General features: G+C 68.5%; 23 protein-coding genes and 1 riboswitch. Of the genes, 11 read left to right on the forward strand and 12 right to left on the reverse strand.

The genetic code is table 11. The features are described from left to right. Window positions 1–9 precede the first annotated feature (9 nt). From mreD to E2F46_RS09135, 3 genes are all read right to left on the reverse strand, one after another. Window positions 10–492, reverse strand: coding sequence for a rod shape-determining protein MreD (gene mreD / locus E2F46_RS09125; protein WP_133321761.1), 483 nt, complete (start codon window positions 490–492; stop codon window positions 10–12). Next, a complete protein-coding gene (gene mreC / locus E2F46_RS09130) occupies window positions 489–1,439 on the reverse strand; it encodes a rod shape-determining protein MreC (protein WP_133321762.1) in 951 nt (316 codons plus the stop codon). Before mreC ends, mreD begins: the two co-directional genes overlap by 4 nt. 122 nt (window positions 1,440–1,561) lie before the next feature. Further along, complete coding sequence (locus E2F46_RS09135; RefSeq protein WP_133321763.1) at window positions 1,562–2,605, reverse strand: rod shape-determining protein; 1,044 nt, start codon at window positions 2,603–2,605, stop codon at window positions 1,562–1,564. Between the two features lie 227 nt (window positions 2,606–2,832). On the opposite strand from E2F46_RS09135, the gene E2F46_RS09140 reads away from it, so the two are divergent. Continuing rightward, window positions 2,833–3,765: a carbohydrate kinase family protein gene (locus E2F46_RS09140; RefSeq protein ID WP_133321764.1), complete on the forward strand. Its 933-nt coding sequence runs from the start codon at window positions 2,833–2,835 to the stop codon at window positions 3,763–3,765. Between the two features lie 111 nt (window positions 3,766–3,876). Here the strand turns inward: E2F46_RS09140 and E2F46_RS09145 are convergent, their stop codons facing one another. Further along, the gene (locus E2F46_RS09145; protein ID WP_133321765.1) at window positions 3,877–4,107 is read right to left on the reverse strand and encodes a glutaredoxin family protein; all 231 of its coding nucleotides are present in this window, start codon (window positions 4,105–4,107) and stop codon (window positions 3,877–3,879) included. Window positions 4,108–4,178: 71 nt separating this feature from the next. Here E2F46_RS09145 and E2F46_RS09150 point away from each other — a divergent pair, with 71 nt between their 5' ends. From E2F46_RS09150 to E2F46_RS09160, 3 genes are all read left to right on the forward strand, one after another. Further along, the gene (locus tag E2F46_RS09150) at window positions 4,179–5,561 is read left to right on the forward strand and encodes an L-serine ammonia-lyase (RefSeq protein ID WP_133321766.1); all 1,383 of its coding nucleotides are present in this window, start codon (window positions 4,179–4,181) and stop codon (window positions 5,559–5,561) included. Between the two features lie 7 nt (window positions 5,562–5,568). Next, a complete protein-coding gene (locus tag E2F46_RS09155; RefSeq protein ID WP_133321767.1) occupies window positions 5,569–6,810 on the forward strand; it encodes an NUDIX domain-containing protein in 1,242 nt (413 codons plus the stop codon). 106 nt (window positions 6,811–6,916) lie between these two features. Beyond that, the gene (locus E2F46_RS09160) at window positions 6,917–8,467 is read left to right on the forward strand and encodes a sulfatase family protein (RefSeq protein WP_165967413.1); all 1,551 of its coding nucleotides are present in this window, start codon (window positions 6,917–6,919) and stop codon (window positions 8,465–8,467) included. A 9-nt stretch (window positions 8,468–8,476) separates the two neighbouring features. On the opposite strand, the gene E2F46_RS09165 is transcribed toward E2F46_RS09160, so the two are convergent. From E2F46_RS09165 to metX, 4 genes are all read right to left on the reverse strand, one after another. Next, entirely contained in the window at window positions 8,477–9,844 is a 1,368-nt protein-coding gene (locus tag E2F46_RS09165) for a c-type cytochrome (protein WP_133321769.1), read from the reverse strand. A gap of 64 nt (window positions 9,845–9,908) precedes the next feature. Beyond that, window positions 9,909–10,979: a homoserine dehydrogenase family protein gene (locus tag E2F46_RS09170; protein ID WP_133321770.1), complete on the reverse strand. Its 1,071-nt coding sequence runs from the start codon at window positions 10,977–10,979 to the stop codon at window positions 9,909–9,911. Next, on the reverse strand, window positions 10,976–12,205 hold the full coding sequence (locus tag E2F46_RS09175; protein WP_133321771.1) for an O-succinylhomoserine (thiol)-lyase: 1,230 nt from the start codon (window positions 12,203–12,205) through the stop codon (window positions 10,976–10,978). Before E2F46_RS09175 ends, E2F46_RS09170 begins: the two co-directional genes overlap by 4 nt. Next, window positions 12,202–13,263, reverse strand: coding sequence for a homoserine O-succinyltransferase MetX (metX, locus tag E2F46_RS09180; RefSeq protein ID WP_133321772.1), 1,062 nt, complete (start codon window positions 13,261–13,263; stop codon window positions 12,202–12,204). The genes E2F46_RS09175 and metX overlap by 4 nt, the downstream gene beginning before the upstream one ends. Window positions 13,264–13,365: 102 nt before the next feature. Beyond that, window positions 13,366–13,490: riboswitch (SAM riboswitch) on the reverse strand. Window positions 13,491–13,604: 114 nt separating this feature from the next. Between metX and E2F46_RS09185 the strand changes: the two genes are divergently transcribed. The 3 genes from E2F46_RS09185 (at window position 13,605) to E2F46_RS09195 (ending at window position 17,276) form a co-directional block, all read left to right on the forward strand. Next, a complete protein-coding gene (locus E2F46_RS09185) occupies window positions 13,605–14,690 on the forward strand; it encodes an NHL repeat-containing protein (RefSeq protein WP_133321773.1) in 1,086 nt (361 codons plus the stop codon). A gap of 7 nt (window positions 14,691–14,697) precedes the next feature. Then, window positions 14,698–15,606, forward strand: coding sequence for a peptidoglycan DD-metalloendopeptidase family protein (locus E2F46_RS09190; protein ID WP_133321774.1), 909 nt, complete (start codon window positions 14,698–14,700; stop codon window positions 15,604–15,606). Window positions 15,607–15,671: 65 nt separating this feature from the next. Further along, window positions 15,672–17,276 (forward strand): peptide chain release factor 3, encoded by a 1,605-nt coding sequence (locus E2F46_RS09195; protein ID WP_133321775.1) that lies wholly within the window; start codon window positions 15,672–15,674, stop codon window positions 17,274–17,276. Between the two features lie 3 nt (window positions 17,277–17,279). Here the strand turns inward: E2F46_RS09195 and E2F46_RS09200 are convergent, their stop codons facing one another. After that, window positions 17,280–17,951, reverse strand: coding sequence for a putative 2OG-Fe(II) oxygenase (locus tag E2F46_RS09200; RefSeq protein WP_165967414.1), 672 nt, complete (start codon window positions 17,949–17,951; stop codon window positions 17,280–17,282). Between the two features lie 114 nt (window positions 17,952–18,065). Here E2F46_RS09200 and trhA point away from each other — a divergent pair, with 114 nt between their 5' ends. After that, a complete protein-coding gene (trhA, locus tag E2F46_RS09205) occupies window positions 18,066–18,698 on the forward strand; it encodes a PAQR family membrane homeostasis protein TrhA (protein ID WP_133321777.1) in 633 nt (210 codons plus the stop codon). An 89-nt stretch (window positions 18,699–18,787) separates the two neighbouring features. Then, window positions 18,788–20,716 (forward strand): AsmA family protein, encoded by a 1,929-nt coding sequence (locus E2F46_RS09210; protein ID WP_133321778.1) that lies wholly within the window; start codon window positions 18,788–18,790, stop codon window positions 20,714–20,716. Between the two features lie 12 nt (window positions 20,717–20,728). Here the strand turns inward: E2F46_RS09210 and E2F46_RS09215 are convergent, their stop codons facing one another. The 3 genes from E2F46_RS09215 to mtgA form a co-directional block, all read right to left on the reverse strand. Continuing rightward, window positions 20,729–21,157, reverse strand: coding sequence for a CBS domain-containing protein (locus E2F46_RS09215; protein ID WP_133321779.1), 429 nt, complete (start codon window positions 21,155–21,157; stop codon window positions 20,729–20,731). Beyond that, on the reverse strand, window positions 21,117–22,145 hold the full coding sequence (locus tag E2F46_RS09220; RefSeq protein WP_133321780.1) for a glycosyltransferase family 2 protein: 1,029 nt from the start codon (window positions 22,143–22,145) through the stop codon (window positions 21,117–21,119). Before E2F46_RS09220 ends, E2F46_RS09215 begins: the two co-directional genes overlap by 41 nt. Window positions 22,146–22,215: 70 nt before the next feature. Then, window positions 22,216–22,974, reverse strand: coding sequence for a monofunctional biosynthetic peptidoglycan transglycosylase (gene mtgA / locus E2F46_RS09225; protein ID WP_133321781.1), 759 nt, complete (start codon window positions 22,972–22,974; stop codon window positions 22,216–22,218). 93 nt (window positions 22,975–23,067) lie between these two features. Here mtgA and hslO point away from each other — a divergent pair, with 93 nt between their 5' ends. Together hslO and E2F46_RS09235 are read left to right on the forward strand one after the other, a co-directional pair. Continuing rightward, the gene (gene hslO / locus E2F46_RS09230) at window positions 23,068–23,973 is read left to right on the forward strand and encodes an Hsp33 family molecular chaperone HslO (protein ID WP_133321782.1); all 906 of its coding nucleotides are present in this window, start codon (window positions 23,068–23,070) and stop codon (window positions 23,971–23,973) included. A gap of 186 nt (window positions 23,974–24,159) precedes the next feature. Beyond that, window positions 24,160–24,966, forward strand: a complete 807-nt coding sequence (locus E2F46_RS09235; protein ID WP_207949558.1) for an XOO1806 family protein — start codon at window positions 24,160–24,162, stop codon at window positions 24,964–24,966. Window positions 24,967–25,145: the final 179 nt, after the last annotated feature.

Genomic DNA, 25,145 nt, shown 5'->3' on the forward strand with positions numbered 1-25,145 from the left:
CGGCCGCCGTCAGCGCGCGCGGCGGCCGAGCCGCAACGCGTCCAGCACCAGGAACACCGGGCCCCACAGCAGCATGCCCAGCAGCGGCGCCAGCCAGTACATCCAGTGCAACTGCGGCAGGCCCAGCAACAGGTGCACGGCGGCATTGACCACGCGGTCGTTGAGCAACAGGCCACCGATCGCCAGCGCCTGCTGCGCTACGGGGAAAAAGCGCAACTGGGCGCGGAAGCGCTGCAGGATGAAGGCCATCACCACCAGGCGTAGCGCTTGTTCGCCCAGCAGCGTGCCCGAGGCCAGGTCGGCAACCAGGCCAACGGAAAAGGCGAAGCCCAGGCCGACGCGATCGGGCTCCTCGATCGCCCAGTACGCCACCACCAGCGCCAGCCAGTACGGCCGCAGCGGCTGCAGCAGCTCGGGCAGCGGCAACAGGCCCAGCAGCAGGGCGACCAGCACGCTCGCCGGCAGCGGCCACAGGCGGCTGCGCCGGCTCACGGCGCGGGCCCCTGCGCCGGGGTTGCGTCCGGTGCAGCCGCGTCTTCCAACTGCACCGCGTCATCGAGCGGGGGAGCCTGCGCCTGCTCCACATCGAACGTGATCGGCGCCCGGTTTTCCTGCAACAGCAGGACGTCGCGACCGCGATCCAGCTGCGCCGCCGGCATCAACTCGCCCAGGATGAAGGCGTGGCTGTCGTCGGGGCGCAGCGAGGTCACCGTGCCCACCGGGAAGCCGGGCGGGAACCGTCCACCCAATCCGGAGGTGACCACCACGTCGCCCTCCTCCAGGTCGGCCGACACCGGGATGTTGCGCAGCTCGAGCCGGTCGCTGCGGCCCACGCCATACGCCACCAGCCGCACGCCGTTGCGCGGTACCACCACCGGCACCGCGTGGTCCAGATCGGTGAGCAGGAGCACCGTGGCCGTCCCCGGCGTGACCGCGATGATCTGGCCCAGCAGCCCACCGGCATCGATGACGCTCTGGCCCTGGCGCACGCCCTGGCGGCTGCCGGCATCGAGCAGCAGGCGCTGGCGCGTGGGCTCGAGGTCGATGTCGAGGATCGGCGCCAGCTGCACGTCCAGGCCACCACGCTCGGCCGCGCCCAGCAGGCCGCGCAGGCGCGTGTTCTCCTCCGACTCCACCTGCAGCCGCGCCTGGCGCGCACCCATCACCAGCAGTTCGTTGCGCAGGCGACGGTTGTCCTCGGCCAGCAGGCCGCGCGTCGCCGCGTCGTCACGCATGCTGCGGCCCATGCGCGAAGGCAGCCCCGCCAGCTGCCACAGGGGCTGTACCGCCACCTGCATCGTCGCCCGCGCCTGCGACAGCCAGCCGCCGCGGTGGTCGAGCACGATCAGGGTGACCGCGAGCGCCAGGTAGGCCAGCAATCGCAGCGTCCCGGCGACGTCGCCGGGGCGGGAAGCGTTGGGGCTGGCATAGGCAGGCACGTCGTGTCGTCGGTCGTCGGCGTGGGAGTGGCGGCAGTGCCCGAGGAAGCGCCCGCGGGCGCGAGGGTCCGGACCCTACGATACAGGCCGCGGTCGCGCGCGGGGCGCGCCGCGCCGGCAGGTCACTCCGACGCGAAGAACTCGTTGCCGTGCAGGTCCAGCAGCTCCAGCGCGCGGCCACCGCCGCGGGCCACGCAGGTCAGCGGATCATCGGCTACCTGCACGTGCAGGCCGGTTTCCTCGCTGATCAGGCGATCGAGGTCGCGCAGCAGCGCGCCGCCGCCGGTCAGCACGATGCCGCGCTCGGCCACGTCCGCGCACAATTCCGGCGGGGTCTGCTCCAGCGCCTGGCGCACCGCGGCGACGATGCCGGCCAGCGGCTCGCGCAGCGCGTCGAGCACTTCGTTGGAACTGATCTTGACCATCTTCGGCACGCCTTCGGCAAGGTGGCGGCCGGAGATTTCCATCTCGACGTTGCGCTCCTGCGGATAGGCGCAGCCGATCTCGATCTTGATCCGCTCGGCGGTGGCGTCGCCGATCAACATGCCGTGGTTGCGGCGCACGTAGTTGATGATCGATTCGTCGAAACGGTCGCCACCGATGCGCGCCGACTGCGAATAGACCACGCCATTGAGCGCGATCACCGCCACTTCGGTGGTGCCGCCGCCGATGTCCACCACCATCGAGCCACGGGCCTCGGTGACCGGCATGCCGGCGCCGATCGCCGCCGCCATCGGCTCCTCGATCAGCGACACGTCGCGGGCGCCGGCTTCCAGCGCCGAATCCTTGATCGCGCGCTTCTCCACCTGGGTGGAACCGCAGGGCACGCAGATCAGCACCCGTGGGCTGGGCCGCAGGAAGCGGCTCTTGTGCACCTTGCGGATGAAGTGCTTGAGCATCTCTTCGGTATAGGTGAAGTCGGCGATCACGCCGTCCTTCATCGGCCGGTGGGTGGTGATGTTGCCGGGGGTGCGGCCGAGCATCTGCTTGGCTTCGCTGCCTACCGCGGCCACCGCCTTCTGCCCGCCGGCGCGATCCTGGCGCACGGCCACCACCGATGGCTCGTTCAGCACGATGCCCTGCCCGCGGACGAAGATGAGGGTATTGGCCGTGCCCAGGTCGATGGACAGGTCATTGGAAAACATGCCGCGGAACTTCTTGAACATCGGGGATTGGAGTCCGTCGTAGGGGTGCGTACAGGGGCGGCTAGCCTAGCAAAAAAGCGCTTTGCCGCGGCCTCCCGGAACACGCGACGTGGCGCCGGGCACGCTTCCGGTCGCCGCCGCCTGCTATCACCCCATCCAGCGCACCCGCAAAGCCCGCGCCGGCCGCGGCTGGCCTCGCCCCGGCCGCCCGGCTACCCTAATCGCCCTTTCCGCCACCGAGACACCCGATGTCCGCTCTGATCTGCGGTTCCCTGGCCTACGACACCATCATGGTGTTCCCCGACCAGTTCAAGAACCACATCCTGCCGGACAAGGTGCACATCCTGAACGTCTCGTTCCTGGTGCCGCGGATGCGTCGCGAGTTCGGCGGCTGTGCCGGCAACATCGCCTACAACCTCAAGCTGCTGGGTGGCGACCCGGTCCCGATGGCCACCGTCGGCCAGGATTTCGGGCCTTACCGCGAATGGTTCGAGGAGAACGGTATTCCCCTCGACCACGTCAAGGTGATCGACGAGCTGTTCACCCCGCAGGCCTTCATCACCACCGACCACGACAACAACCAGATCACCGCCTTCCACCCGGGCGCGATGATGCGCAGCTACGAGAACCACGTACGCGACGTGCCCGGCGTGACCATCGGCATCGTCAGCCCCGACGGCTACGAAGGCATGATCCAGAACGCGAGGGAGTTCGCCGAGGCCGGCATCCCCTTCATCTTCGATCCCGGCCAGGCGATGCCGCTGTTCAACGGCACCGAGCTACGCGCGTTCATCGAACAGGCGCAGTACGTCACCGTGAACGACTACGAATCCAACCTGCTGCAGGAACGCACCGGTTGGAGCGAGGCGGAGATCGCCGGGAAGGTGAAGGCCTACATCGCCACGCGCGGCCCGAAGGGCGCATGCATCCACGCCGACGGCAAGACCTACGACATCCCGCCCGCGCACGAGCGCCGGGTGACCGACCCGACCGGCTGCGGCGACGCCTTCCGCGCCGGCCTGATCTGGGGCATCGAGAAGGGCCACGACTGGATGACCATCGGCCGCATCGGCAACCTGATGGGCGCACTGAAGGTCGAACACCCGGGCACCCAGAACCAGCGCTTCGATTACGACGAATTCGCCGGACAGTTCCGGCAACAGTTCGGCTACGCGCTGTAACCGTCGCCGATCGGATCGCCGGACCCGAACTGCGCAGGGTCCGGCAACCCCCTCGTACCGCGGACGCAGGCGCAGGGGCCAGCGGCGCATGCGCCAGCCCGCACCGCAGCCTCACCGCTCCCCGAGCAGGCGCGCCACTGCGGGCCCGTCGAACGGCCAGTCCAGCTCATCGCCGCTGGCGGCATCCCTCAGTACCGGCACCCTTGCGCCATAACGGGCTTCCAGCACGGCGTCATCATCGATGAACACGCTCTGGAAGTCAGGCGCACGCACCTGCGACAGCACGTCCAGCGCGAGGTCGCACAGGTGGCAATCGTCGCGCTGGTAGAGGATCAACGGCATGGCCCGTTCCCGAAGATGGTATTGCCGCAACGCGGCACTGCACCGGGCCGGCGGTCGATAGAATACGCGCCATGGCCGTCAGCACGTTCGACCTTTACAAGATCGGCATCGGGCCGAGTTCCTCGCATACCGTCGGGCCGATGCGCGCGGCGGCGCGCTTCGTCGAGCGCTGGCTGGTCGAACCGGGCCGGCTGCAGGACGTCGCGCGGATCCGCGCCGAGGTGTTCGGCTCGCTGGCCCTGACCGGCCGTGGCCACGGCACCGACAAGGCGGTGCTGATGGGAATGGAAGGCCACTACCCGAACGCCATCGACCCCGACATCATCCCGGCCGCCCTGGAGCGCATCCGCAAGGACAAGCGCATCCGCGTGCAGGGCACGCATGAGATCGCCTTCGACGAAAAGCGCGACCTGGTGATGAACAAGCGCCAGAAGCTGCCGCACCACACCAACGGCATGCGCTTCACCGCCTTCGATGCGGAAGGCGACGAGATCGCCACGCGCGACTACTATTCGGTCGGCGGCGGCTTCGTGGTCAATGCCGACGAAGCGGCCGAGGACCGCATCGTCGCGGACACCACGCCGGTACCTCACCCGTTCTCCAGCGGCGACGAACTGCTGCAGCGCGCGCGCGATGCCGGCATCTCCATCGCGCAGCTGATGCTGGACAACGAGAAGAGCTGGCGCAGCGAGGACGAGGTCTTCGCCGGCCTGCGCGAACTGTGGTCGGCGATGCAGGCCTGCGTGGCGCGTGGCATCCGCGAGGAAGGCACCCTGCCCGGCGGGCTGCACGTGTCGCGCCGTGCGCCCACCCTGCACAAGGAACTCTCGTCGCGCCCGGAAGCGGCGATGCGCGACCCGCTCACCGTCCTCGACTGGGTGAACCTGTACGCGCTGGCCGTGAACGAGGAAAACGCCGCCGGTGGACGCGTGGTCACCGCACCCACCAACGGCGCAGCCGGCATCCTGCCCGCGGTGCTGCACTACTACGACCGCTTCTGCCCGGGTTCGAGCGAGCGCGGCGTGTTCGATTTCCTGCTCACCGCCGCCGCGGTCGGCATCCTCTACAAGGAAAACGCCTCGATCAGCGGGGCCGAAGTCGGTTGCCAGGGCGAGGTGGGCGTGGCCTGTTCGATGGCCGCCGCAGGATTGACCGCCGCGCTGGGCGGCACGCCCAGCCAGATCGAGAATGCGGCCGAGATCGGCATGGAACACAACCTCGGCCTGACCTGCGACCCGATCGGCGGACTGGTGCAGATCCCGTGCATCGAGCGCAACGCGATGGGCGCGGTGAAGGCGATCAACGCCAGCCGCATGGCGCTGCGCGGCGACGGCAAGCACAAGGTCAGCCTGGACAAGGTGATCAAGACCATGCGCGACACCGGCCGCGACATGCAGGACAAGTACAAGGAAACCTCGCGCGGCGGACTGGCGGTCAACGTGATCGAATGCTGAAGCCGGCGTGCATGCCCTGATCCTCCCGGGAATGGATGGCACCGGCGAGCTGCTCCGGGAGTTCACCACCAGCCTGACACCGGAATTCACGCCCGGCATCGTCGCCTATCCGCAATCGGAGCGACTCGGTTACAGCGAACTGGTCGATCACGCACGCACGCGCCTGCCGCACGACCGTCCGTTCCTGTTGATCGCCGAATCGTTCTCCGGCCCGATCGGCATCCGGCTCGCCGCGGCGCGGCCATCGGGATTGCAGGGTCTGGTGCTGTGCGCGACGTTCGCCGCTTCGCCACGCGCATGGTCGCGACCGCTGCATCCCTTGCTCATGCTGCCGTTCCCGAAACCACCGACATGGCAGCTGATGCCGTTCATGATGGGGCGCTGGTCCACGCCCGCGTGGCGGCTTCGGCAGCAAGCGGCAACTTCGGGCATGCCTGCTGCGGTGGCCCGTCACCAGCTGTCCGAGGTGTTGCGTGTCGATGTCCGGTCGCATTTGGCGCAGATCGATTGCCCGGTGCTGTACCTGCAGGCCAGCCATGACCGCCTGGTCCCGGACGCTTGCTGGCGCGCGATCAAGGCCCGTCTGCCCGATGCCAGACATGCCAGACTCGAAGGTCCGCACTTCCTGCTGCAGCATCAGCCGGCGCAAGCGGCAGCCATCATCAAAAGCCACTTTGCATCGCCTGCCGCGGCATTGCCGGCCATCACAGGGCGTTGCCCGGGGCCACGCGCCGATGCTGTAGATGCAGCACATCGAGCACTCAATGCCGACCTGGAGCCCGGCGGCCAATGCGATCGAGTGCCGTCTCTCCCGGTCACGAACGAACGCGGGGAACAGCTGCTGGCCGTCGAGATGCCGCCTCGCGCGGGATCGCATGGGACATTCGATGTTGTGCTGGTCGTGGCCTGGCACGATGACCGGCTGCTGCTGGTGCACAACCGTCGCCGTGGCGTATGGGAGTTGCCGGGCGGTTTCGTCGATCCCGGCGAAGACCCCGAAACCAGCGCCCGGCGTGAACTCTTCGAAGAGTCCGGACAATCCGCGGAAGTGCTGGCGTCGACCGCGAGCTTCACCCTGGCCCGCGCCGATGGAACGTTGCTGCGCGGCCTCGTCTACGCGACGACCCTGCGACAGCCGGCCGCATTCACCGCCAATGTCGAGATCGACGCCATCGACTTCTGGCCATCCGACCACTTGCCGGAGCCGTTGTCGGCCATCGACCGCGACATCGTGCAGCGCGTCATGTAATCGTTTACATCCCGGGGGTATCCTGCCTTCCCGGCTGCTGCCAGGCACATGGATGGCGTTGCCGCAGGGCCGTCGATCCCCGCCGCTGACCGACCGGAGGCCGCCCATGCCCGCCCGACTCAACCGCCGTCGCCTGCTGCAACTGATGGGGGCCGGCGCCGCCAGCGCAGCCCTCCCGAACGTCCTGGCGCAGGCGCACGCAGGTGCGGACCGGCCCGTTGCGCCCGTCGGCAAGGATGCGCCGAACATCCTGTTCATCATGACCGACGACCAGGCCCGCGGCGCGCTGAGCATCTACGGCAACGACGTGCTGAAGACGCCGAACATGGACCGCGTCGGCAGCGAAGGCCTGCGCTTCGACGAGGCCTTCGTGACCACGTCGGTATGCGCGCCCAGCCGCGCCAGTTTCCTCACCGGCCTGTACGCGCACACGCACGGTGTGACCAGCAATGGCGAGGAGCCCGGTTGGTACGAGCAGATGGGTTTGCGCCACGACCAGATCACCTATCCGATGCTGCTGCAGAAGGCCGGCTACCACACGGCGATGGTCGGCAAGTGGCACATCAAGTCGATGCCGACGGGCTTCGACCACTGGGCCATCCTGCGCGGACAAGGCAGCTATTTCGACCCGCAGTTCATCGTCAACGGCGCGCCGGTGCGCTTCCGCGGGCACACCGACGACGTGATCGGCGACCAGGCCCTGCACTACCTGCAGCAGCGACCCAAGGACCAGCCGTTCTGCCTGTGCTACCAGTTCAAGGCGCCGCACGGGCCGTGGGAACCGGACCCGCGCTTCTACGACGCGTTCAAGGACGTCGAGGTCCCGCTGCCGCCGGGGTTCGGCGAACCACAGCCAGGCGATGCCCCGATCGCCTACTCGAAGACCACGCAGGAGATCGCCCACATGGGCGACTTCTTCCGCGACAACGAACGTCGCAAGGCGCAGGTGGACAAGGAACTGCCCGACGAAGAACGGTTGCACGAAGTCTTCCAGGCGTACATTCGCAACTACTACCGCGTGTTGCTGGGCGTGGACGAGAACGTGGGGCGAGTGCTGGACTTCCTCGACGCACAGGGGCTGACCGAGAACACCATCGTCGTCTACACCTCCGACAACGGCATGTTCCTCGGCGAACACGGCTTCTACGACAAGCGGCTGATGCTGGAACCCTCGATCCGCGTGCCGATGCTGATGCGCTGGCCGGGCCGCATCCCTGCCGGGACCGCGGACGATGCGCACATGGTGCTGAACATCGACGTCGCACCGACGCTGCTGGATCTGGCCGGCGTGGAGGTGCCGGACTGGATGCAAGGCCGCAGTTGGAAGCCCCTGCTGGAAGGCGGCGAGGCCGACTGGCGCGAGGACTTCCTCTACGAGTGGTACGAATACCCGGCGGTGCATTGCGCACGCAAGCACCGCGGCGTGCGCACCGGGCGCTGGAAGCTGATCCACTTCTGGGAACAACCCGCCGAGTGGGCGCTTTACGACCTCCAGCACGACCCGATGGAACGCGACAACCTCTATGGAGACCCTGCTCACGCCGCCACGGTCGAACGGCTCAAGTCGCGCATTACCGAACTGCGCGCCGGCATCGGCGATGTCGATCCGCCTGGCTACGTGGCGCCTCCACTGGAACCGGGGAAATGCCCCGCCTGACGCAGGCCGTCAGTGGGATGCGCCTGGACGATCGCCTGCAAGGCGCAGCAAGGGCACGTCGTCCACGTCCACCGACACCAGCGTGCCGACCTTGCCGTCACGGCCCCGCACGAAGCGCATCGGACCCAGCCCGCCCTCCACTGCGAACAGCGACTCCTTGATCGGGAGCAGCACGCGCGTCGGCTCGCCTTCGGTATGGGCGTGCAGCTGGCCATCGTGGAGCGCGATGCGAACCGTCCAGTCCAGCGCTTCGTTGCGATAGGTGCCCTCGTACTCGCGCAGCAGCAGGTTGGGCACGACGACGCCTTGCGGTCGTTCGACCCGGTTGAGGCTGCCCAACCCGTGCGACTGGCCGCACACTGCGCACATCGTCGGCTCGGCCAGGCTGCTCACGCGATGCGCGACCGCATGCCGCGTCTGCAGGAAGGCGTGGATGGCGCCCAGGTCGTCGCTGGTCAGGTTGCGGAACGCCACCCATGGCATCACGGCATCGGTCATGCCCTGCTTGCCGTTGCGCATGATGGCGATGAAGGCGGCCTCGTCGTAGGCCATGCCGGTGGCGTGCGGGGTGATGTTGGTGCTGAAGATGCGCCTGCCGTCGCGTTCGATGGCGTTGCCGCCGGCGAAGGCACCGGCCAGCCGCTCGCCTTCCCAGGCGGTGTGGCAGCCACCGCAATCGGCGATGTTGGTGAGGTAGCGGCCGCGTTCGACCGGGCTGTCGTCCACGGGCCCGGCGACCGGCGCGGTGATCGGCACCGGCCTGGCGGCGATCGCCTGCAGCACCTCGTCCGGCAACTGCGTGCGCGGCAGCGGGTTGCGGATCGGCGCCAGTGCACGCAGATGCACGATGACGGACGCGAGATCCTCGTCGGACAGCATCGCGAACGACGGGTACCACATCTGCGGATGCAGTGGCCGGCCGTCGTGGCTGATGCCTTCGCGGATCGCGCGCGCCAGCATGTCGTCGCTCCAGCGGCCGATGCCGGTCTCGTCGTCCGGGGTGAGGTTGGGCGCCACCAGTCGCGTGCCGCCCTCGTCCTTCCACACGTGGCCGGCCATTTCGCGACCCGCAACCGGTGGCGCGCCACTCCGGCTCCAGTCGCGTTCGGAGTGGCACACCGCGCACTGCAGGATGCCTTCGGCGAGATAACGACCGCGCGCACGGCGCGCGTCGGTACGCTCGAACGCCACGTCGGTCAGCGGCCGGACCTTGAGCCCCGGCAGCGGCGGCAACTGCGCGATGTCGATGGGTTCGCCACCGCTGCTGTGACCCGCGGCTTCTCCCGCGCCGCCGTCCGGCGCTGCATTGCATGCCGCAAGCGCCATCGTGGCGACAGCGGCCAGCATCCGCCCACGGCGATGGGGTGCCCTGTCCATGCGTCCTCCGGCAGCGATCCCCCGCCTGTACCAACGCGCCGCGCGTCGGCGGTCGGACACCGCTTCAGATCGCCAGCACGTCGTCCAGCAAGGCCGCCGCGGTGACCTCGGCGCCGGCCCCCGGCCCCTGGATGACCAGCGGACTGTCACGGTAGCGATCGCTCCAGATCGCAACGCGGTTGTCGGTGCCGCTGCCGGCGCACAAGGGATGTGCAGCCGGCAACGCACGCAGTCCGGCCTCTGCGCGGCCCTCCGCATCGAACCGGCCCACGAAGCACAGGCGCGTCGACGACGCGCGCGCCGCCTGCAGCCGCGCCAGCAGGTCGGCGTCGAGCGATGGCAACACGGCGTCCACGTCGTCCGGCGCGGCATCCCGCAACGCGGGCGACAGCAAGGGCGCGACCCGCACCTGGTGTGCCTCCAGCGGCAAGCCGGATGCACGCGCGAGGATCAGCAGCTTTCGGCGCACGTCCTCGCCCGACAGGTCGATGCGCGGATCGGGTTCGGAATACCCCGCATCGCGCGCCTCGCGCACCAGCGTCGAGAACGGCTGCGCGCCATCGAAGCGCGACAGCAGCCAGGCCAACGTGCCCGAGAGCACGCCTTCGACTGCATGGATGCGGTCGCCCCCCGCCACCAGCGCGCGGATCGTGCGCAACAACGGCAGCCCGGCGCCGACCGTGGCGCTGTCGCCGTAGCGCACACCGTCCTGCTGCGCTTCGGCAATCGCCTGCGCGCGCCCCAGGTCGCCGCCGCTGCCCAGCTTGTTCGCGGTGACCACGTGCACGCCGCGCGCCAGCCACTCCGGATGCCAGTCGGCGACCCGCTCGCTGGCGGTGGCATCGACCACGATGTCGCCGCGGTGCAGGCCAACGCCTTCCGCCCAGGGCGGCACGCCACCGCTGCGACGCGGCGCGGCGCGCGCCACGTCCACCGCATCGGCCAGCCCGGCCGTGCACGGCACCTGCAGCCGCGAATTGCTGATCCAGGCCACGTCCGGCAGCGCCGCGCCGTCGGCACGCAGGCGCTGGTAGCGCTGCGCGAAGGCCGTGCCGACGGTGCCGGTGCCCAACAGCGCGATCCGCGGCGCGGGTGAGACACGACGCGCAGCGCGCAGCGGGACGACCGTGTTCATGCGTCCACCTGCCGACGCGCTTCGATACGCGCATCCACCACCCGCTGCACGCGCGCCAGCGCCGCCGACAGGTCGGCCACCAGGTCGTCGCCCGCTTCGATGCCCACCGACAGCCGCAGCAGGCCATCGGAAATTCCGGCCTTGGCGCGCGCCTCCGGCGTCATCGCGGCATGCGTCATCGACGCCGGATGCGCGACCAGGCTTTCCACGCCTCCCAGCGATTCGGCCAGGGTGAAGTACTGCAAGCCGTCGACGAAGGCGCGCACTTCATCCTCGCCGCCATCGAGCTCGAACGAGAGCATCGCGCCGAAACCGGTCTGCTGGCGCGCGGCCAGTGCGTGGCCGGGATGAGACGCCAGGCCCGGGAAGTAGACCTTCGACACCACCGGGTGGCCGTCCAGCAGGGCCGCGACCGCGTTCGCGTTCTCCTGGTGCACGCGAAGGCGTGCATCCAGCGTGCGCAGGCCACGCAGGGTGAGGAAACTATCGAACGGCGATCCGGTCAGGCCCAGCGCATTGGCCCACCACACCAGCTGCGCATGGTCTTCGGCCGTGCGGGCGACCACCGCGCCGCCGACCACGTCGCTGTGGCCGTTGATGTACTTGGTGGTCGAATGCACCACGTAGTCGGCGCCGAACGCGATCGGCGTCTGCAGTGCGGGCGAGAGGAAGGTGTTGTCCACCACCGTCGTTGCGCCGGCCTTGTGCGCGGCGTCGATGACGAAGCGCAGGTCGGTGATGCGAAGCAGCGGGTTGGACGGCGTTTCGATCAACACGACTTTCGGCGCCTGCGCCAATGCATCGGCCAGCGAGCGCGGGTCGGTCAGGTCGGCGGTGATCAGTTCGAAGTGTCCCTTGCCGGCCAGCGCATTGAACAGGCGCCAGCTGCCGCCGTAGGCGTCGTGCGGAACCACCAGCTTGTCGCCGGGCGACAGCAGTGCGTTGAGTACCAGCGTGATCGCGCCCATGCCGGTCGAGACCACGACCGCGCCGGCGCCGCCTTCCAGCTCCGCCAGCGCTTCGGCCAGCAGGTCGCGCGTCGGGTTGCCGCTGCGGGTGTAGTCGTACTCGCGCTTGTTGCCGAAGCCGTCGAAGCTGAAGTTGGAGGACAGCACGATCGGCGGCACCACCGCACCGAACGCGGCGTCGCGATCGATGCCGGCGCGCACGGCGGCGGTGGCGGGACGACAGGCGGCGTTGCCTGCGCTGGAATCGAACTGGCTCATGCGGTTTCTCCGTTGTCGCGCAGGGCCGTGGCCAGCAGCGCATCGATGCGATCGTGTTCCTTGAGGAAGGCGTCGTGGCCATAACGCGAGCGCAGCACGCGCAGGCGGCCGTGCGTGCCGAGGCTTTCGACCAGCGCCACCGCGTCGGACAGCGGCACCAGCCGGTCGCCCTCCACGGCGACGACGAGGGTCGGCACGCGGATCCCCGCCGGATCGACGCGATGCAGGTCGATCGACTCCGACAGCCGCAGGTAGGCATTGACCGGCGTGCGCGCCACGTACTGCGCACCCGCGGCGTCGAGGTAGTCTTCCGCGGCCACGCGTACGCGGCCGTTCACCAGTTCCGGTGCCACGTCGAAACGGTCGTCGAATTCCTCCGGCGTGCGATAGCTGAGCATCGCGAACTGGCGCGCCAGCGACAGGCCCTGCGCGTCGGCGCACTGCAACTGGCCCAGCGCCACGGCGCGCCGCTGCAGCGCGCGCCACGCGGCGGCGTAAGGGTGCGGGCGATGCGCACCACTCACCGCGACCAGCGTGCGCAGCCGCGCCGGATGCCGTTGCGCCAGCTGCAGGCCGACCAGCGCGCCGTACGAGTAGCCGACGAAGCCGTGCAAGGCATCGATGCCGAGTGCATCCAGCAGCACGGCGATGGCATCGGCCTGGTCGGTGGTGTCGATCGGCGCGTCGAGGGTGCCGTCGCTGCCGAGGTAATCGAAGGCGAGGATGCGCACGCGTGCCGGATCCAGCGCCAGTCCGGGACCGACCAGTCCGTCGGCCCAGCCGCGCTCGGCGAAGGTCGCACTGGCCGCCACGTGGCGATGCGCGGAGATGCCGCCGGCCACGAACACCACCGGCGCGCCTTCCGGACCGACGAGTTCCCACGCGATGCGCACGCGACGCTCACCGGCGTGACGCGTCGGCAGCACGGCATCGATGCGGCCGCGCACGGCATCCGGGCGCGGCGCCGTAGCGGCCGCGACGGGATGCACCGCGGCATTCGAAGTCGCGGCGTTCGCGTACGCGGCATCGCTGGAACGGGGGGAAGGCTGGAAAGTCATGGCAGGCATCCGGTCGATGGGTGGACCATCGATGCCTGCGGGACTGCCGGAAGACCCACCAACCGCGGTGGGCATGCAAGCCGCCGTGGGGGAGGCGGTTCGCAACCATCTTCCGGTGGACGCACAGGTCCCCGCAGGACTTGGCACCGCGACGGCAGCGCTTGCGCGCTTGCCATCAGGTTGCCCCGGCGTCTTCGGGCCTGTCCCTCAGCCGGTCTCGATGGATGGCCGCAGGTTGCCAGTGCTTCCCGGGAATGTCAATCGCTTCATCCGAATGAAGCGATGGATAGTTGCCGATGCAACCTCCCCGGATGGGTGGCCGCCGGTCATAATTCACATCAATGAAGACCGCACTCCCCTTGGCGGCCCTGCTCTTTCTGGCGGGCTGCGCGACCAAACCCCTGCCCCATCCCTTCCCCGTGGCGCCGGCTGCGGACGTGGCGACCGTCACCGAAGCCTTCGTTGCCCAGGGCGCGCCCGGGCATGAACTCGATTCCCTGGCCACCTGGCCTACCGAAGACGGCGGCACCTGGGTAATTGCCACCGCCAAGAACGTGCACCAGCTGGTGGTCTTCGACGGCGATACCGGCGAACCGCTACGCACCGTTGGTGGCCCCGGCACCGATCCGGGCCGGTTCACGCGCCCCAATGGCCTGGCTATCCATGGCGACCTGCTATTCGTCTCCGAACGCGACAATCGCCGCGTGCAGGTGCTGCGCCTGCCGGATTTCACGCCGGTGGACGTGGTGGGCGAAGGCGAACTGCGCAGCCCGTATGGCGTCTGGGTATACGAACCGGCGCCCGGCGAGCTGCGCCTCTACGTGACCGACAGTTTCCAGGAAGGCGAACGGTTCGACGTGTTGCCGCCACTGGCGCAGCTGGACCAGCGCGTGCGGCACTACCGGCTGCGCGTGCAGGCGAACGGCACCATCAACGTCCAGGCGCTGGGCAACTTTGGCGATACCAGCCCGGACAACGCGCTGCGTATCGTCGAATCCATCGCCGGCGACCCGGCGTTTGATCGGCTGATGATCGCCGACGAGGACATGCGCCACGCCCAGACGGTGCAGGTATACACGCTGGAGGGCCACTACACCGGGCACAAGCTGCCCGTCGGCAGCTTCGATGCGGAACCCGAAGGCATTGCACTGTGGGCCTGCGATGCCGAGACCGGTTACTGGATCGTGTCCGACCAGCTGCGTCCCCTCACCCGCTTCCGGATGTTCGACCGGCGTACGCTGGCCGCGGCGGGCACCTTCTCCGGACAGCTCACCGCATGGACCGATGGCGTTGCACTGCATGCCGCGGCCACGCCACGCTTCCCGCACGGCGTGCTGTATGCAGTGCACGACGACAAGGCGATTGCCGCGTTCGACCTGGGCGACATCGCCACCGCGCTGCAGTTGGCGCCCGGTTGCCAGCCCTGACGATTTGATGCGCGCCTGCCTTGCGAGTGCCGCGATCCTCGCCCTGCTGGTGCCAGCATCGGCAGACGCGCAATCCGGCCGCATCTATCGTTGGAGCGACCTCAACGGCAGCACCCGCTACAGCGACCGCACCGAGGGTCACGCGACGCAGGGTGGCATCGCCGAGATCCCGATCCGTGTCGAACCGGCCGCCGTGGCGCGGCTGCGCTTCGAGCATCGCGACGGTCGCCACCTGGCCTGGATCGACAACACACTGGGCGGCCCGATCGAAGTGATGGTGCATGCCGTCCCGGGCACCACGCCCGCCAGCGACCCCCCGCTCCCGGCACGCGCCACCGTGCCGTCAGGGCAAGGCGTGGTGGTGGCCGTGCTGGCGCAGGCGACCGGGCTGCGCGTGGAGGCCATCCCGGGCAGCCCGAGTGCACAACCGCGCGACGTGGAGTACGGCTACCCCTTGGGCACGGCGGCGCTGCGCATCACCCAGGCGTGGGGCGGCCGACACAGCCATGCCGACGCCGGGAACCGGCATGCGGTGGACTTCGCGGCACCGCTCGGCACCACCGTGCTGGCCGCGCGCGACGGCGTGGTGATGCAGACCGAGGGCAGCTTCGACGATGCCGCTCCGGACGACCCGGACGCGCTGGAACGCGCCAATTTCATCCGCGTCCTGCACCACGACGGCACCATGGCGCTGTATGCGCACCTGCAGCCCGGTGGCGTGCATGTGCGCGTCGGCCAGCGCGTGCGTCGCGGCCAGGCGATCGGGCTGTCGGGCAACACCGGGCGCAGCACCGCCCCGCACCTGCACTTCGTGGTCCAGGCCAACCGCGGCATGCGGCTGGAATCGGTGCCGTTCCGGATGTTCGGCCCGCGCGGCATCCTGCGCTTCAGCGAGTCCATCGGCGCCGGCGACTGACCCGTCCGCCGCGTATAATCCGCGTCCTTCCCGCATTCCCCCGCACGCAGCCGCGTGCCCTCGCCATGCCCGATGTCCCCACCGAAGCCGCGCGCCGCCGCACCTTCGCCATCATCTCGCACCCCGACGCGGGCAAGACCACGCTGACCGAAAAGTTGCTGCTGTTCGGAGGCGCGATCCAGATGGCGGGTTCGGTCAAGGGCCGCAAGGCCGCGCGCCACGCCACCTCCGACTGGATGGCACTGGAGAAGGAACGCGGCATCTCGGTGACCAGCTCGGTGATGCAGTTCCCGTACGAGGGCCGCATCGTCAACCTGCTCGACACACCGGGCCACGCCGATTTCGGCGAGGACACCTATCGCGTGCTCACGGCGGTGGACAGCGCGCTGATGGTGATCGACGTCGCCAAGGGCGTCGAGGAACGAACGATCAAGCTGATGGAAGTCTGCCGGTTGCGCGACACGCCGATCATGACCTTCATCAACAAGCTCGACCGCGAGGGCAAGGACCCGATCGAGCTGCTGGACGAGGTCGAGTCCGTGCTCGGCATCCAGTGCGCGCCGGTCACCTGGCCCATCGGCATGGGCCAGCGCCTGAAGGGCGTGGTGCACCTGATCACGGGCGAAGTGCACCTGTACGAACCCGGCCGCAACTTCACACGGCAGGATTCCACCATCTTCCCGTCGCTCGACGCGCCAGGGCTGGAGCAGAAGATCGGCAGCGAGATGCTGGCGCAGCTGCGGGACGAACTGGAACTGGTGCAGGGCGCCAGCCATCCGTTCGACAAGCAGGCTTACCTGGACGGCAGGCAGACGCCGGTGTTCTTCGGCTCGGGCGTGAACAACTTCGGCGTACAGCCGCTGCTGGACTTCTTCGTCGCGCACGCGCCGTCGCCGCAGCCGCGCGAGACCACTGGCCGTACCGTCGAACCGAACGAGCCGAAGCTGTCCGGCTTCGTGTTCAAGATCCAGGCCAACATGGACCCGCAACACCGCGACCGCGTCGCGTTCATGCGCGTGTGCTCGGGGCGCTTCGCCGCCGGCATGAAGGCCTTCCACGTGCGCAGCGGCAAGGAGGTCAAGCTCGCCAACGCGCTGACCTTCATGGCCAGCGACCGCGAGATCGCCGCCGAGGCGTATCCAGGCGACGTGATCGGCATCCACAACCACGGCACCATCTCCATCGGCGATACCTTCACCGAGGGCGAAGCGCTCAGCTTCACCGGCATCCCCAACTTCGCGCCGGAACTGTTCCGCCGCGCGCGCCTGCGCGATCCGCTCAAGCTCAAGCAACTGCAGAAGGGCCTGGCGCAGTTGAGCGAGGAAGGCGCCACGCAGTTCTTCCGCCCGCTGATGAGCAACGACCTGATTCTGGGCGCGGTCGGCGTGCTGCAGTTCGACGTGGTCGCCTACCGGCTCAAGGACGAATACGGCGTGGACGCCACGTTCGAACCGGTACAGGTGGCCACCGCGCGCTGGATCCGCTGCAACGACGCGAAGAAGCTGGAAGAGTTCCGCGAGAAGAATGCACTCAACCTCGCGCTGGATGCCGCCGGCGAGCTGGTCTACATCGCACCGACGCGCGTCAACCTGCAGCTGGCCGAGGAACGCGCGCCGGACGTGCGTTTCATGGCCACGCGCGAACACGCGCACTCAGTGGGCGTGGATTGAGCTTCAGCGCCCCGGCGCAGGCGTCTCGCCGACCATCATGAACCGGGCGTTGAACGCAACCGTGATCCGAAAACCCTCCTGCTTCGGCAGGAAGGCGGTGACTTCGTGCAGCATCCACGATGGGAACAGCACCAACTGGCCTGGCTGCAAGCGCAGCGCAACACTGCCGTTGCCGTAGGGCGATTTCATCCGCAACGACGCCATGTCCATGTACATGGTGCTGGCCGGGTGCGGGTTCATGAAGGTCAGCAAGCCGCTACTGTCGACGCCTTCGTCGCCTTCCTGGCATACGCAATACACACCGGACCACGAGTGCATCGGGTGGTTGTGGTAGCCGAAGTAGCCCCCATGCCGGGTGATGTGGAACCACGACTCCTGCGCAAGATGCAGCCGCTGCAGGGTCTGCGTGTCGTAACCGTTGATCTCGCCGATCAGCTGGTAGAGCTGCGACAGGCAAAAATCGCGCATCTTGGCCACGCAGGGCTCGGGCCAGTCGAACAGGTCGAAACGGCTCTCGAACAGGCCCTGCGATGCCACCGGGTACGGATCATGTCGAACGTAGTCGGCATTCTCCCGCGACAGGAACAACTGCCTGAGCTGCGCATTCACGGCGCTGCAGTCCGGCATCTGCGCGGTGTAGATCGGGACTGCGAAAGCCGGCGTCAATGTGCCCATGCGTGAATATCCTGGGTGAAAGCAGGGGGCGGCGCGCGCAGTTCCTCTGAGCCGGAACGCTGTACCACCATCCCCACAGTTTATTCCCCGGGGGAAACCGGCGACACTCCCCCCATGCATGATGCAGGCAGCCTCCGCGACGAAATCGCCAGCGCGCTGACGCATGGCCTTGGCGCCGCCGTTGCGCTCGCGGGCGGCGCAGTGCTGATCACGCTGGCGGCCATCCATGGCGATGGCTGGCAACTGGCAGGCGCCATCGTGTTCGGCATCGCACTGCTGCTGCTCTACACCGCATCCACGCTGTACCACGCCATCCAGCATCCGGTTGCCAAGGGCCGCCTGAAGGTATTCGACCACTGTGCGATCTACCTGCTGATCGCCGGCACCTACACCCCGTTCACCCTGGTCGGCCTGCGCGGGCCATGGGGCTGGGGCCTGTTCGCGGCGATCTGGACGCTCGCCGTTGCCGGCGTGGTGTTCAAGTTGTTCTACACCGGGCGCTTCAAGCGACTGTCGACCCTGATCTACGTGGCGATGGGTTGGCTGGTGCTGGTCGCCTTCAAGCCGATGCTGTCATCGCTGGATGGCTGGACCATCGGCTGGCTGCTGGCGGGTGGCGCGTTCTATACGCTCGGCACGTTCTTCTACCACCGCGAATCGATCCCCTACGCGCATGCGATCTGGCATCTGTTCGTCATTGGCGGCAGCGTTTGCCATTACGTGGCGGTAATGGCGCAGGTGATCTGAAGGCACTGCGACGCTGCGGATCAGTCCCACTGCGCCGAGGCCTTACAGACCTTCGCGCCGGCCACACGCCTGATGCCGATACTGGCGGCATGGCGCTCGACCCCTCCCCCGCCAACACGTCCAGGGCAACGCGGCGCTGGTGGCCGCCCTCCACCCGCTTCCAGATCGCGTCGGCCACGCTGCTCGCGCTGGCCGTGGTGTTGATCGCCATCTTCGACTGGAACTGGTTCAAGCGCCCGGTCGAGTGGATGGTGCAGTCCAGCACCGGACGCAGCTTCCAGATCCAGGGCGACCTGCGGGTTTCGCTGGGCAACACCACGACCGTGCAGGCCGATGGCGTGCGGTTGGGCAATGCGGACTGGGCAACGGATGAAGAAGCGTGGATGGCCCAGGCCTCGCGTGTCCAGGTGTCGATCCGTCCGTGGCCGCTGCTGCTCGGGCGCGTACGCATCCCCGACGTCCGCCTGTCGCAGCCCGTCGTGCTGCTGCAGGCGAACCCGGACGACAAAGGCGGCAACTGGGATTTCGGGCGTCGCCCGCGTGATGGCGAGCCACGCTGGCGGCTCGAGCGGCTGTGGGTCGACGATGGCCACTTGCGCTTCGTGGATACCGCAAGCCGTACCGATCTCCAGCTTGGAATCGCCAGCCGAGAGCCGCGCCGGGAAGACGCCGCACCGCCGGTCGGCATCGACGGCGGCGGCACGTGGCGTGGCAGTCGTTTCACCCTGGAGGGCGTCGCCGAATCCCCGCTTGCGCTGGCGCAGGCCGATGATCCCTATCGCATCTCGCTGCGCGCCAGCGCCGGCGCCACCCATGCCACCGCACGCGGCGCTCTGGTCAACCCCTTCCAGTTCCGGCACTTCGACCTGCAACTCGCATTGCGCGGGCAGGACCTAGAAGACCTGTATCCCCTGGTCGGACTCGCCTTGCCGCCCACGGCGGCCTACAACTTCGACGGGCGGCTGCGACGCGCCGGCGACATCTGGCATTACACGGGGTTCGAAGGCACCGTGGGCAAGAGCGACCTGTCGGGCGACGTGCGCGTCGACGTGACCGGTGATCGTCCGCATTTCCATGCCCGCCTGCATTCGGATCGGTTGGATTTCGACGATTTGTCGGGCTTCGTGGGCGCAGCCCCCGACGAACCCGATCCAGCCCCGGACCGGCTGTTCCCGCAGACCCCCTACGAGCTGGCCAAGCTGCGCGCCATGGATGCCGACGTGGCATGGAAGGCCGCCCGCGTCGATGCGCCGCCACTACCGATGGACGACATGGATGCGCACCTGCTACTGGAAGGCGGGTTGCTGCGGTTGGAACCGCTGAACCTCGGCATCGCGGGCGGCGAAATCCGTTCGACGATCCGCATGGATGCCCGAAGCGAACGCATCGATACGACCGCAGTCGCCTCGGTGCGCGGCATCGAGCTGGCGCGGCTGATGCCGAACGCCAACCTGGCCGAGCAGGCCGTGGGACGCATCGGTGGACAGATCGACCTGCGCGGCAACGGCAATTCCATCGCCGCCATCCTCGGCAGCGCGAATGGGGACGTCGCCATCGGCATGGGTCCGGGCAAGATCAGCAACCTGGTGATGGAGCTGGCCGGGCTGGACATCGCCGAGGCGCTGCGCTTCCTGCTGACCGGCGACCGGCAGGTGCCGATCCGCTGCGCCTTCGCCGATTTCGACGTGGTCGATGGCGTGATGACCACCGAATCGCTGGCTTTCGATACCACCGACACCATCCTCATCGGCGAAGGTGACATCAGCCTGCGTGATGAAACCCTGGACCTGCTGCTGCGGCCGCGCCCGAAGGACCGCAGCATCCTCGCGCTGCGGTCGCCGTTGCGGATATCCGGCAGCTTCGTCTCGCCATCGTTCCGGCCCGACCTGGCTGCGCTGGGACTTCGCGGCGCCGTGGCGCTGACGCTGGCCAGTATCGCGCCACCCGCCGGCCTGCTGGCCACCATCGAGCCCGGTCCGGGCGAGGACAGCGACTGCGGCGGCGAGTACGCGCGCTGACGCGCGAAGGCCTCAGCTGGCGATATAGCGCTGCAGCTGGTCGAGTTCGAGCTGTTGGTCTTCGATTACCGCCGCCACCAGGTCGCCGATCGAAATCACGCCCAGCACGCGTCCGGCCTCCACCACCGGCAAATGGCGGATGCGATGCCGCGTCACTGTCTGCATGCAGCGCTGGACGTTGTCGTCCGGTGCCACGGTGATGACCTCGGCGGTCATGATGTCGCGCACCGCGGTGTCCTTCGACGACCGCCCCTCGAGCACGACCTTGCGCGCATAGTCGCGCTCGGACAGGATGCCGGCCAGCGCCGCGCCTTCCAGCACAAGCACCGCGCCCACGTGTTTCTCCGCCATCAGCCGGATCGCGTCGATCACCGGCGCGTCCGGTGCGACCGAGAAGATCTCAGGGCGCTTGGCCTCCAGCAGTTGCCGCACGATTCGCATCGCTCGTTCCTCCCGTGGACTGGCTGTCCTGCGAGGATACTCCCATCGGCGCGGGGTACCAGTCATGGACCAGGTACAACGGTCGCTGCTTGGATTCCTCGTAAAGCCGGCCGAGGTATTCGCCGATCGTGCCCAGCGCGATCAGCTGCACGCCGCCAAGCCCGAGGATCACGCTCATCATCGTCGGCCAACCGGCGACGCGGTCGCCGAACAGCAGGGCCTTGCCGACGATCCAGATCGCGAAGAGGAAGGCGAACACCGCGGTGAACAGCCCGACGTAGGTCGCCAGGCGCAGCGGCGCGGTGGAGAAACTGGTCACGCCCTCCAGCGCGAAGTTCCACAGCCGCCAGAAGTTGAACTTGCTTTCGCCCGCCGCGCGCGCTTCGCGGTCGTAGGGAATCGAAACGCTGTTGAAGCCGATCCAGCCGAACAGTCCCTTCATGAACCGGTGCCGCTCGCGCAGCTGGCGCAGCGCCGCCAGCGCGCGCGGCGACAGCAGGCGGAAATCGCCGGTGTCGGTGGGGATGGGTGTCTTCGACAGCCGCTGCATCAACCGGTAGAACACGTGTGCAGTCGACTTCTTCAGCCAGCCCTCGCCTTCGCGCTGGGTACGCGTGCCATGGACGTCGTCGAAGCCTTCGCGCCATTTCGCCACGAACCGCGGCAGCAGCTCCGGCGGATCCTGTCCGTCGGCGTCGAGGATCAGCGCCGCGCCTGCGTCCACCCGGTCCAGCCCGGCGGTGAGCGCCGCCTCCTTGCCGAAGTTGCGCGACAGCCGCAGCAGCGCGACCCGCCCATCGCCCGCGGCGATGTCGCGCATCACGTCCCAGGTGCGGTCGCGGCTGCCGTCGTCGACGTACAGGACGCGCACGTCCAGCGATACGTCCGCCATGGCATCGATCGTGGCCACGATGCGGTCGTGCAGCAACGGCAGGGCATCCGCCTCGTCGTGTGCGGCAACGACAACGGTGAGCTGGTCGCGGGTCATCCCGGCATCCTACACAAGGCCGCGTGCGGATCGGCGCACCAGGCGCTGCGCGGGCGTGTTTCTCGCAGCCCTAGTCCAGTGTGTCGAGATACGCCGCGCCACCCAGTTGGCGCACGTTTCGCTCGACCCAGCGCGACTGCCGCTGCACGTAGGGCCCGGGGTTGGCGATGCTGTAGCGCTTCGGGCTGGGCAGGACGGCCGCCATGCGCGCACTCTGGGCCAGCGTCAGGTCCTTCGCGTCGCGGCGGAAATAGGTCCGGGCCGCAGCCTGAGCGCCATAGACGCCATCGCCGAATTCGACCACGTTGGCGTACACCTCGAGAATGCGCCGCTTCGGCCACATCAGTTCGATCAGCCCGGTATACCAGGTCTCCAGCCCCTTGCGCACCCAGCGCGAACCGGCGCTGCGTCCCTGCCAGAGGAACAGGTTCTTCGCCAGTTGCTGGCTGATGGTGCTGCCGCCGCGCAACGCATCGCCGCGTTCGTTGCGCTTGCGCGCATGCTCGATGGCCTCGAGGTCGAACCCGCGATGTCCGGCGAAGGCCTGGTCTTCCGCGGCCACCAGGGCCACGGGCAGGGTCGGCGCGATGTCCCCCAGGTCGCGCCAGTCGTAGGCCACCCGGAACGACCACTCGCCCGCGGTCCAGGCTTCGAACTGGCGGATGGCCATGAACGACGAAAACAGCGGATCGACGAAGCGCAACGCCGCCACCTGTGCCGCGGACAACACCACGAACAGCACCGGCAGCATCAGCAGCCGACGCAGCCAGCGCCGACGTTTCGGTCGGCCGGGCCTGCCGGTGCGTGCCGCATCGCCTTGCGGCGTCATGCCGTTGCCCCCATCTTCCTCACCCGCCCGTGGAACGCCAGCCGGCATTATCGACCACGCGCCCACCGCCGCCCACGCCCGCCCGGAACCGCCATGACGTCCACGCCCGAAATCTCCGATCGCCTGACCCGCTTCCTGCTGCCCGAGGCCGGCGTCCGCGGCGTGCACGTCCACCTGCGGGAGGCGTGGGCGCAGATTGCCGCGCGCGACCAGTCGCCTGCGGCCATCCGCGAACTGCTGGGCGAAGCCGTCGCGGCGGCCGCCCTGTTCACCGGGCATGCCAAGGTGGAAGGGCGGCTCTCGGTGCAGCTACGCGGCGACGGCGCCCTGCGCACCCTGTTCGCCGAATGCACGGCGGCCGGGACCCTGCGCGGCATCGTGCGCATGGATGGCGATGTGGCGCTGGCACAAGGGCGCGACCTGCGGGCGCTCGCCCCGGGCGCCGTACTGGCGATCACCATCGAAAACCCGTCAGCCCCCGGCCGCGACCCGGTCCGCTACCAGGGCCTGGTGCCGCTGGAAGCCGACTCGCTGTCGGGCGCGTTCGAGGACTACTTCCGCCAGTCCGAGCAGCTGCCGACCCGCGTGCTGCTGGCCGTGGGCGAGGGTGCCGTCGCGGGGCTGATGCTGCAGAAGCTGCCCGGCGACGAGGGGGATGCCGACGGCTGGACCCGCGCCGGCGCCCTGTTCGACACACTGGCCGGCGACGAGTTGCTGGCGGTGTCCACCGACACCCTGCTCCACCGGCTGTTCCACGAGGACGCACCGCAGCAGCTGGGCGACCGGCCGCTCCGGTTCGGCTGTTCGTGCTCGCGTGAGCGGGTGGCGGCCATGCTGGCGTCCCTGGGCAGGGAGGAAGCCGAGGCCGCGATCATCGATGGCGTCGCCCGCATCCAGTGCGAGTTCTGCGGGCAGCAGTACAGTTTCGGGCCCGAAGAGGTCGCGGGCCTGTTCCATGAGTCTGCACTGCAGCCGGAGGCCCCGGAACGCCTGCAGTGATCCGGGCATCCGCGCGACGCCGGCAGGCCCAAGTCCACTGACAAGCTGTACACGCGCGTTAGGGTATTGTTAACAATCCATAAATCCGGTAGGCTGGATTTTCATCGAAGGGGAGGAACTTCGGCCCGGTCCGTGGGTCCGATACGCACCATGTCACCACGCCTAGCCGCCTTGACCGCCGCACTCCTGCTCGCCTTTGGCGCGGCAGCCGGCAGCGCGCATGCGCAAGGCAAGCGCAGCGACCAGGCGGTGGTGCCGATCCTCGACAACACCAGTGGCAAGGTCCACGGTTACCTCGTCCTCGAGCCGACTGCGGGTACTCCGCAAGCCGGCGCCCGGTGGCGCGCCGGCAGCAATACCCTGGATTCCGCGTTCGGCATCGGCGCAGGCAACTCGCTTGCACTCCTGTGCAGTCCCGCCGGCCTGAGCGCCATCAACAGCCTGGCCAACAACTGCAATCTGGCCGAACTCAGCGGCAACCGTGCCACCGCCGGGGCCGCGTTCGGGCGTGGCAACAACCGTCTCGGCGTGACCGTGGGCGAGAGCCGTGAAGCCCTGCCGGCCTGGCTGTCCCGCGGCAACGCAAGCCGCAGCAACGAGATCGACTTCAACGACCTGACCGTCTACGCCCAGCGCAACGTGGGTGATTCCGGCGGATTCGTCACCATCGCCGGCACCATCGCCAAGGCCACCCTGGTGCCGTATGCCTCGGCTCCCGCCGGCCTGGCCGACAGCTGGAGCAGCCGCAGTCTCGAGCTGGGCGGCGGCTATGGCGCCTTCAGCGCCAACATCATCGGCCGCGTGGTCGATACCCCCGGCCAGCCCAAGTGGGAAGGCCTGGGGCTCGGCCTGACATGGCGCACCCCGTGGAGTGGCCAGCTCACAGTGGGCGCGGAGAACGTCGTCACCCGCGGCAAGAACCCATTCTCGCTCAATAATGAGAATCTGGACGAGGGCACTGTCCCGTACGTCCGCTACGAACAGGACCTCTGAGTCCTCCCGGCGTGTCGCCGGCACCTTGCGGTCGTCATCACACTCTACGGTCGTTTTGTTAACGACACTTTAATTTTTCGTCAAGGGCCGCTAGTATCGGGTCAACCGTGTCGTTTTCAGGGCCACCTTGGCCCCGTCGGCATGGTTCCCATGGGGATTAACCCAAGACTCACTTGGAG

The organism is Luteimonas aestuarii (assembly GCF_004357985.1).
Taxonomy (GTDB): domain Bacteria; phylum Pseudomonadota; class Gammaproteobacteria; order Xanthomonadales; family Xanthomonadaceae; genus Luteimonas; species Luteimonas aestuarii.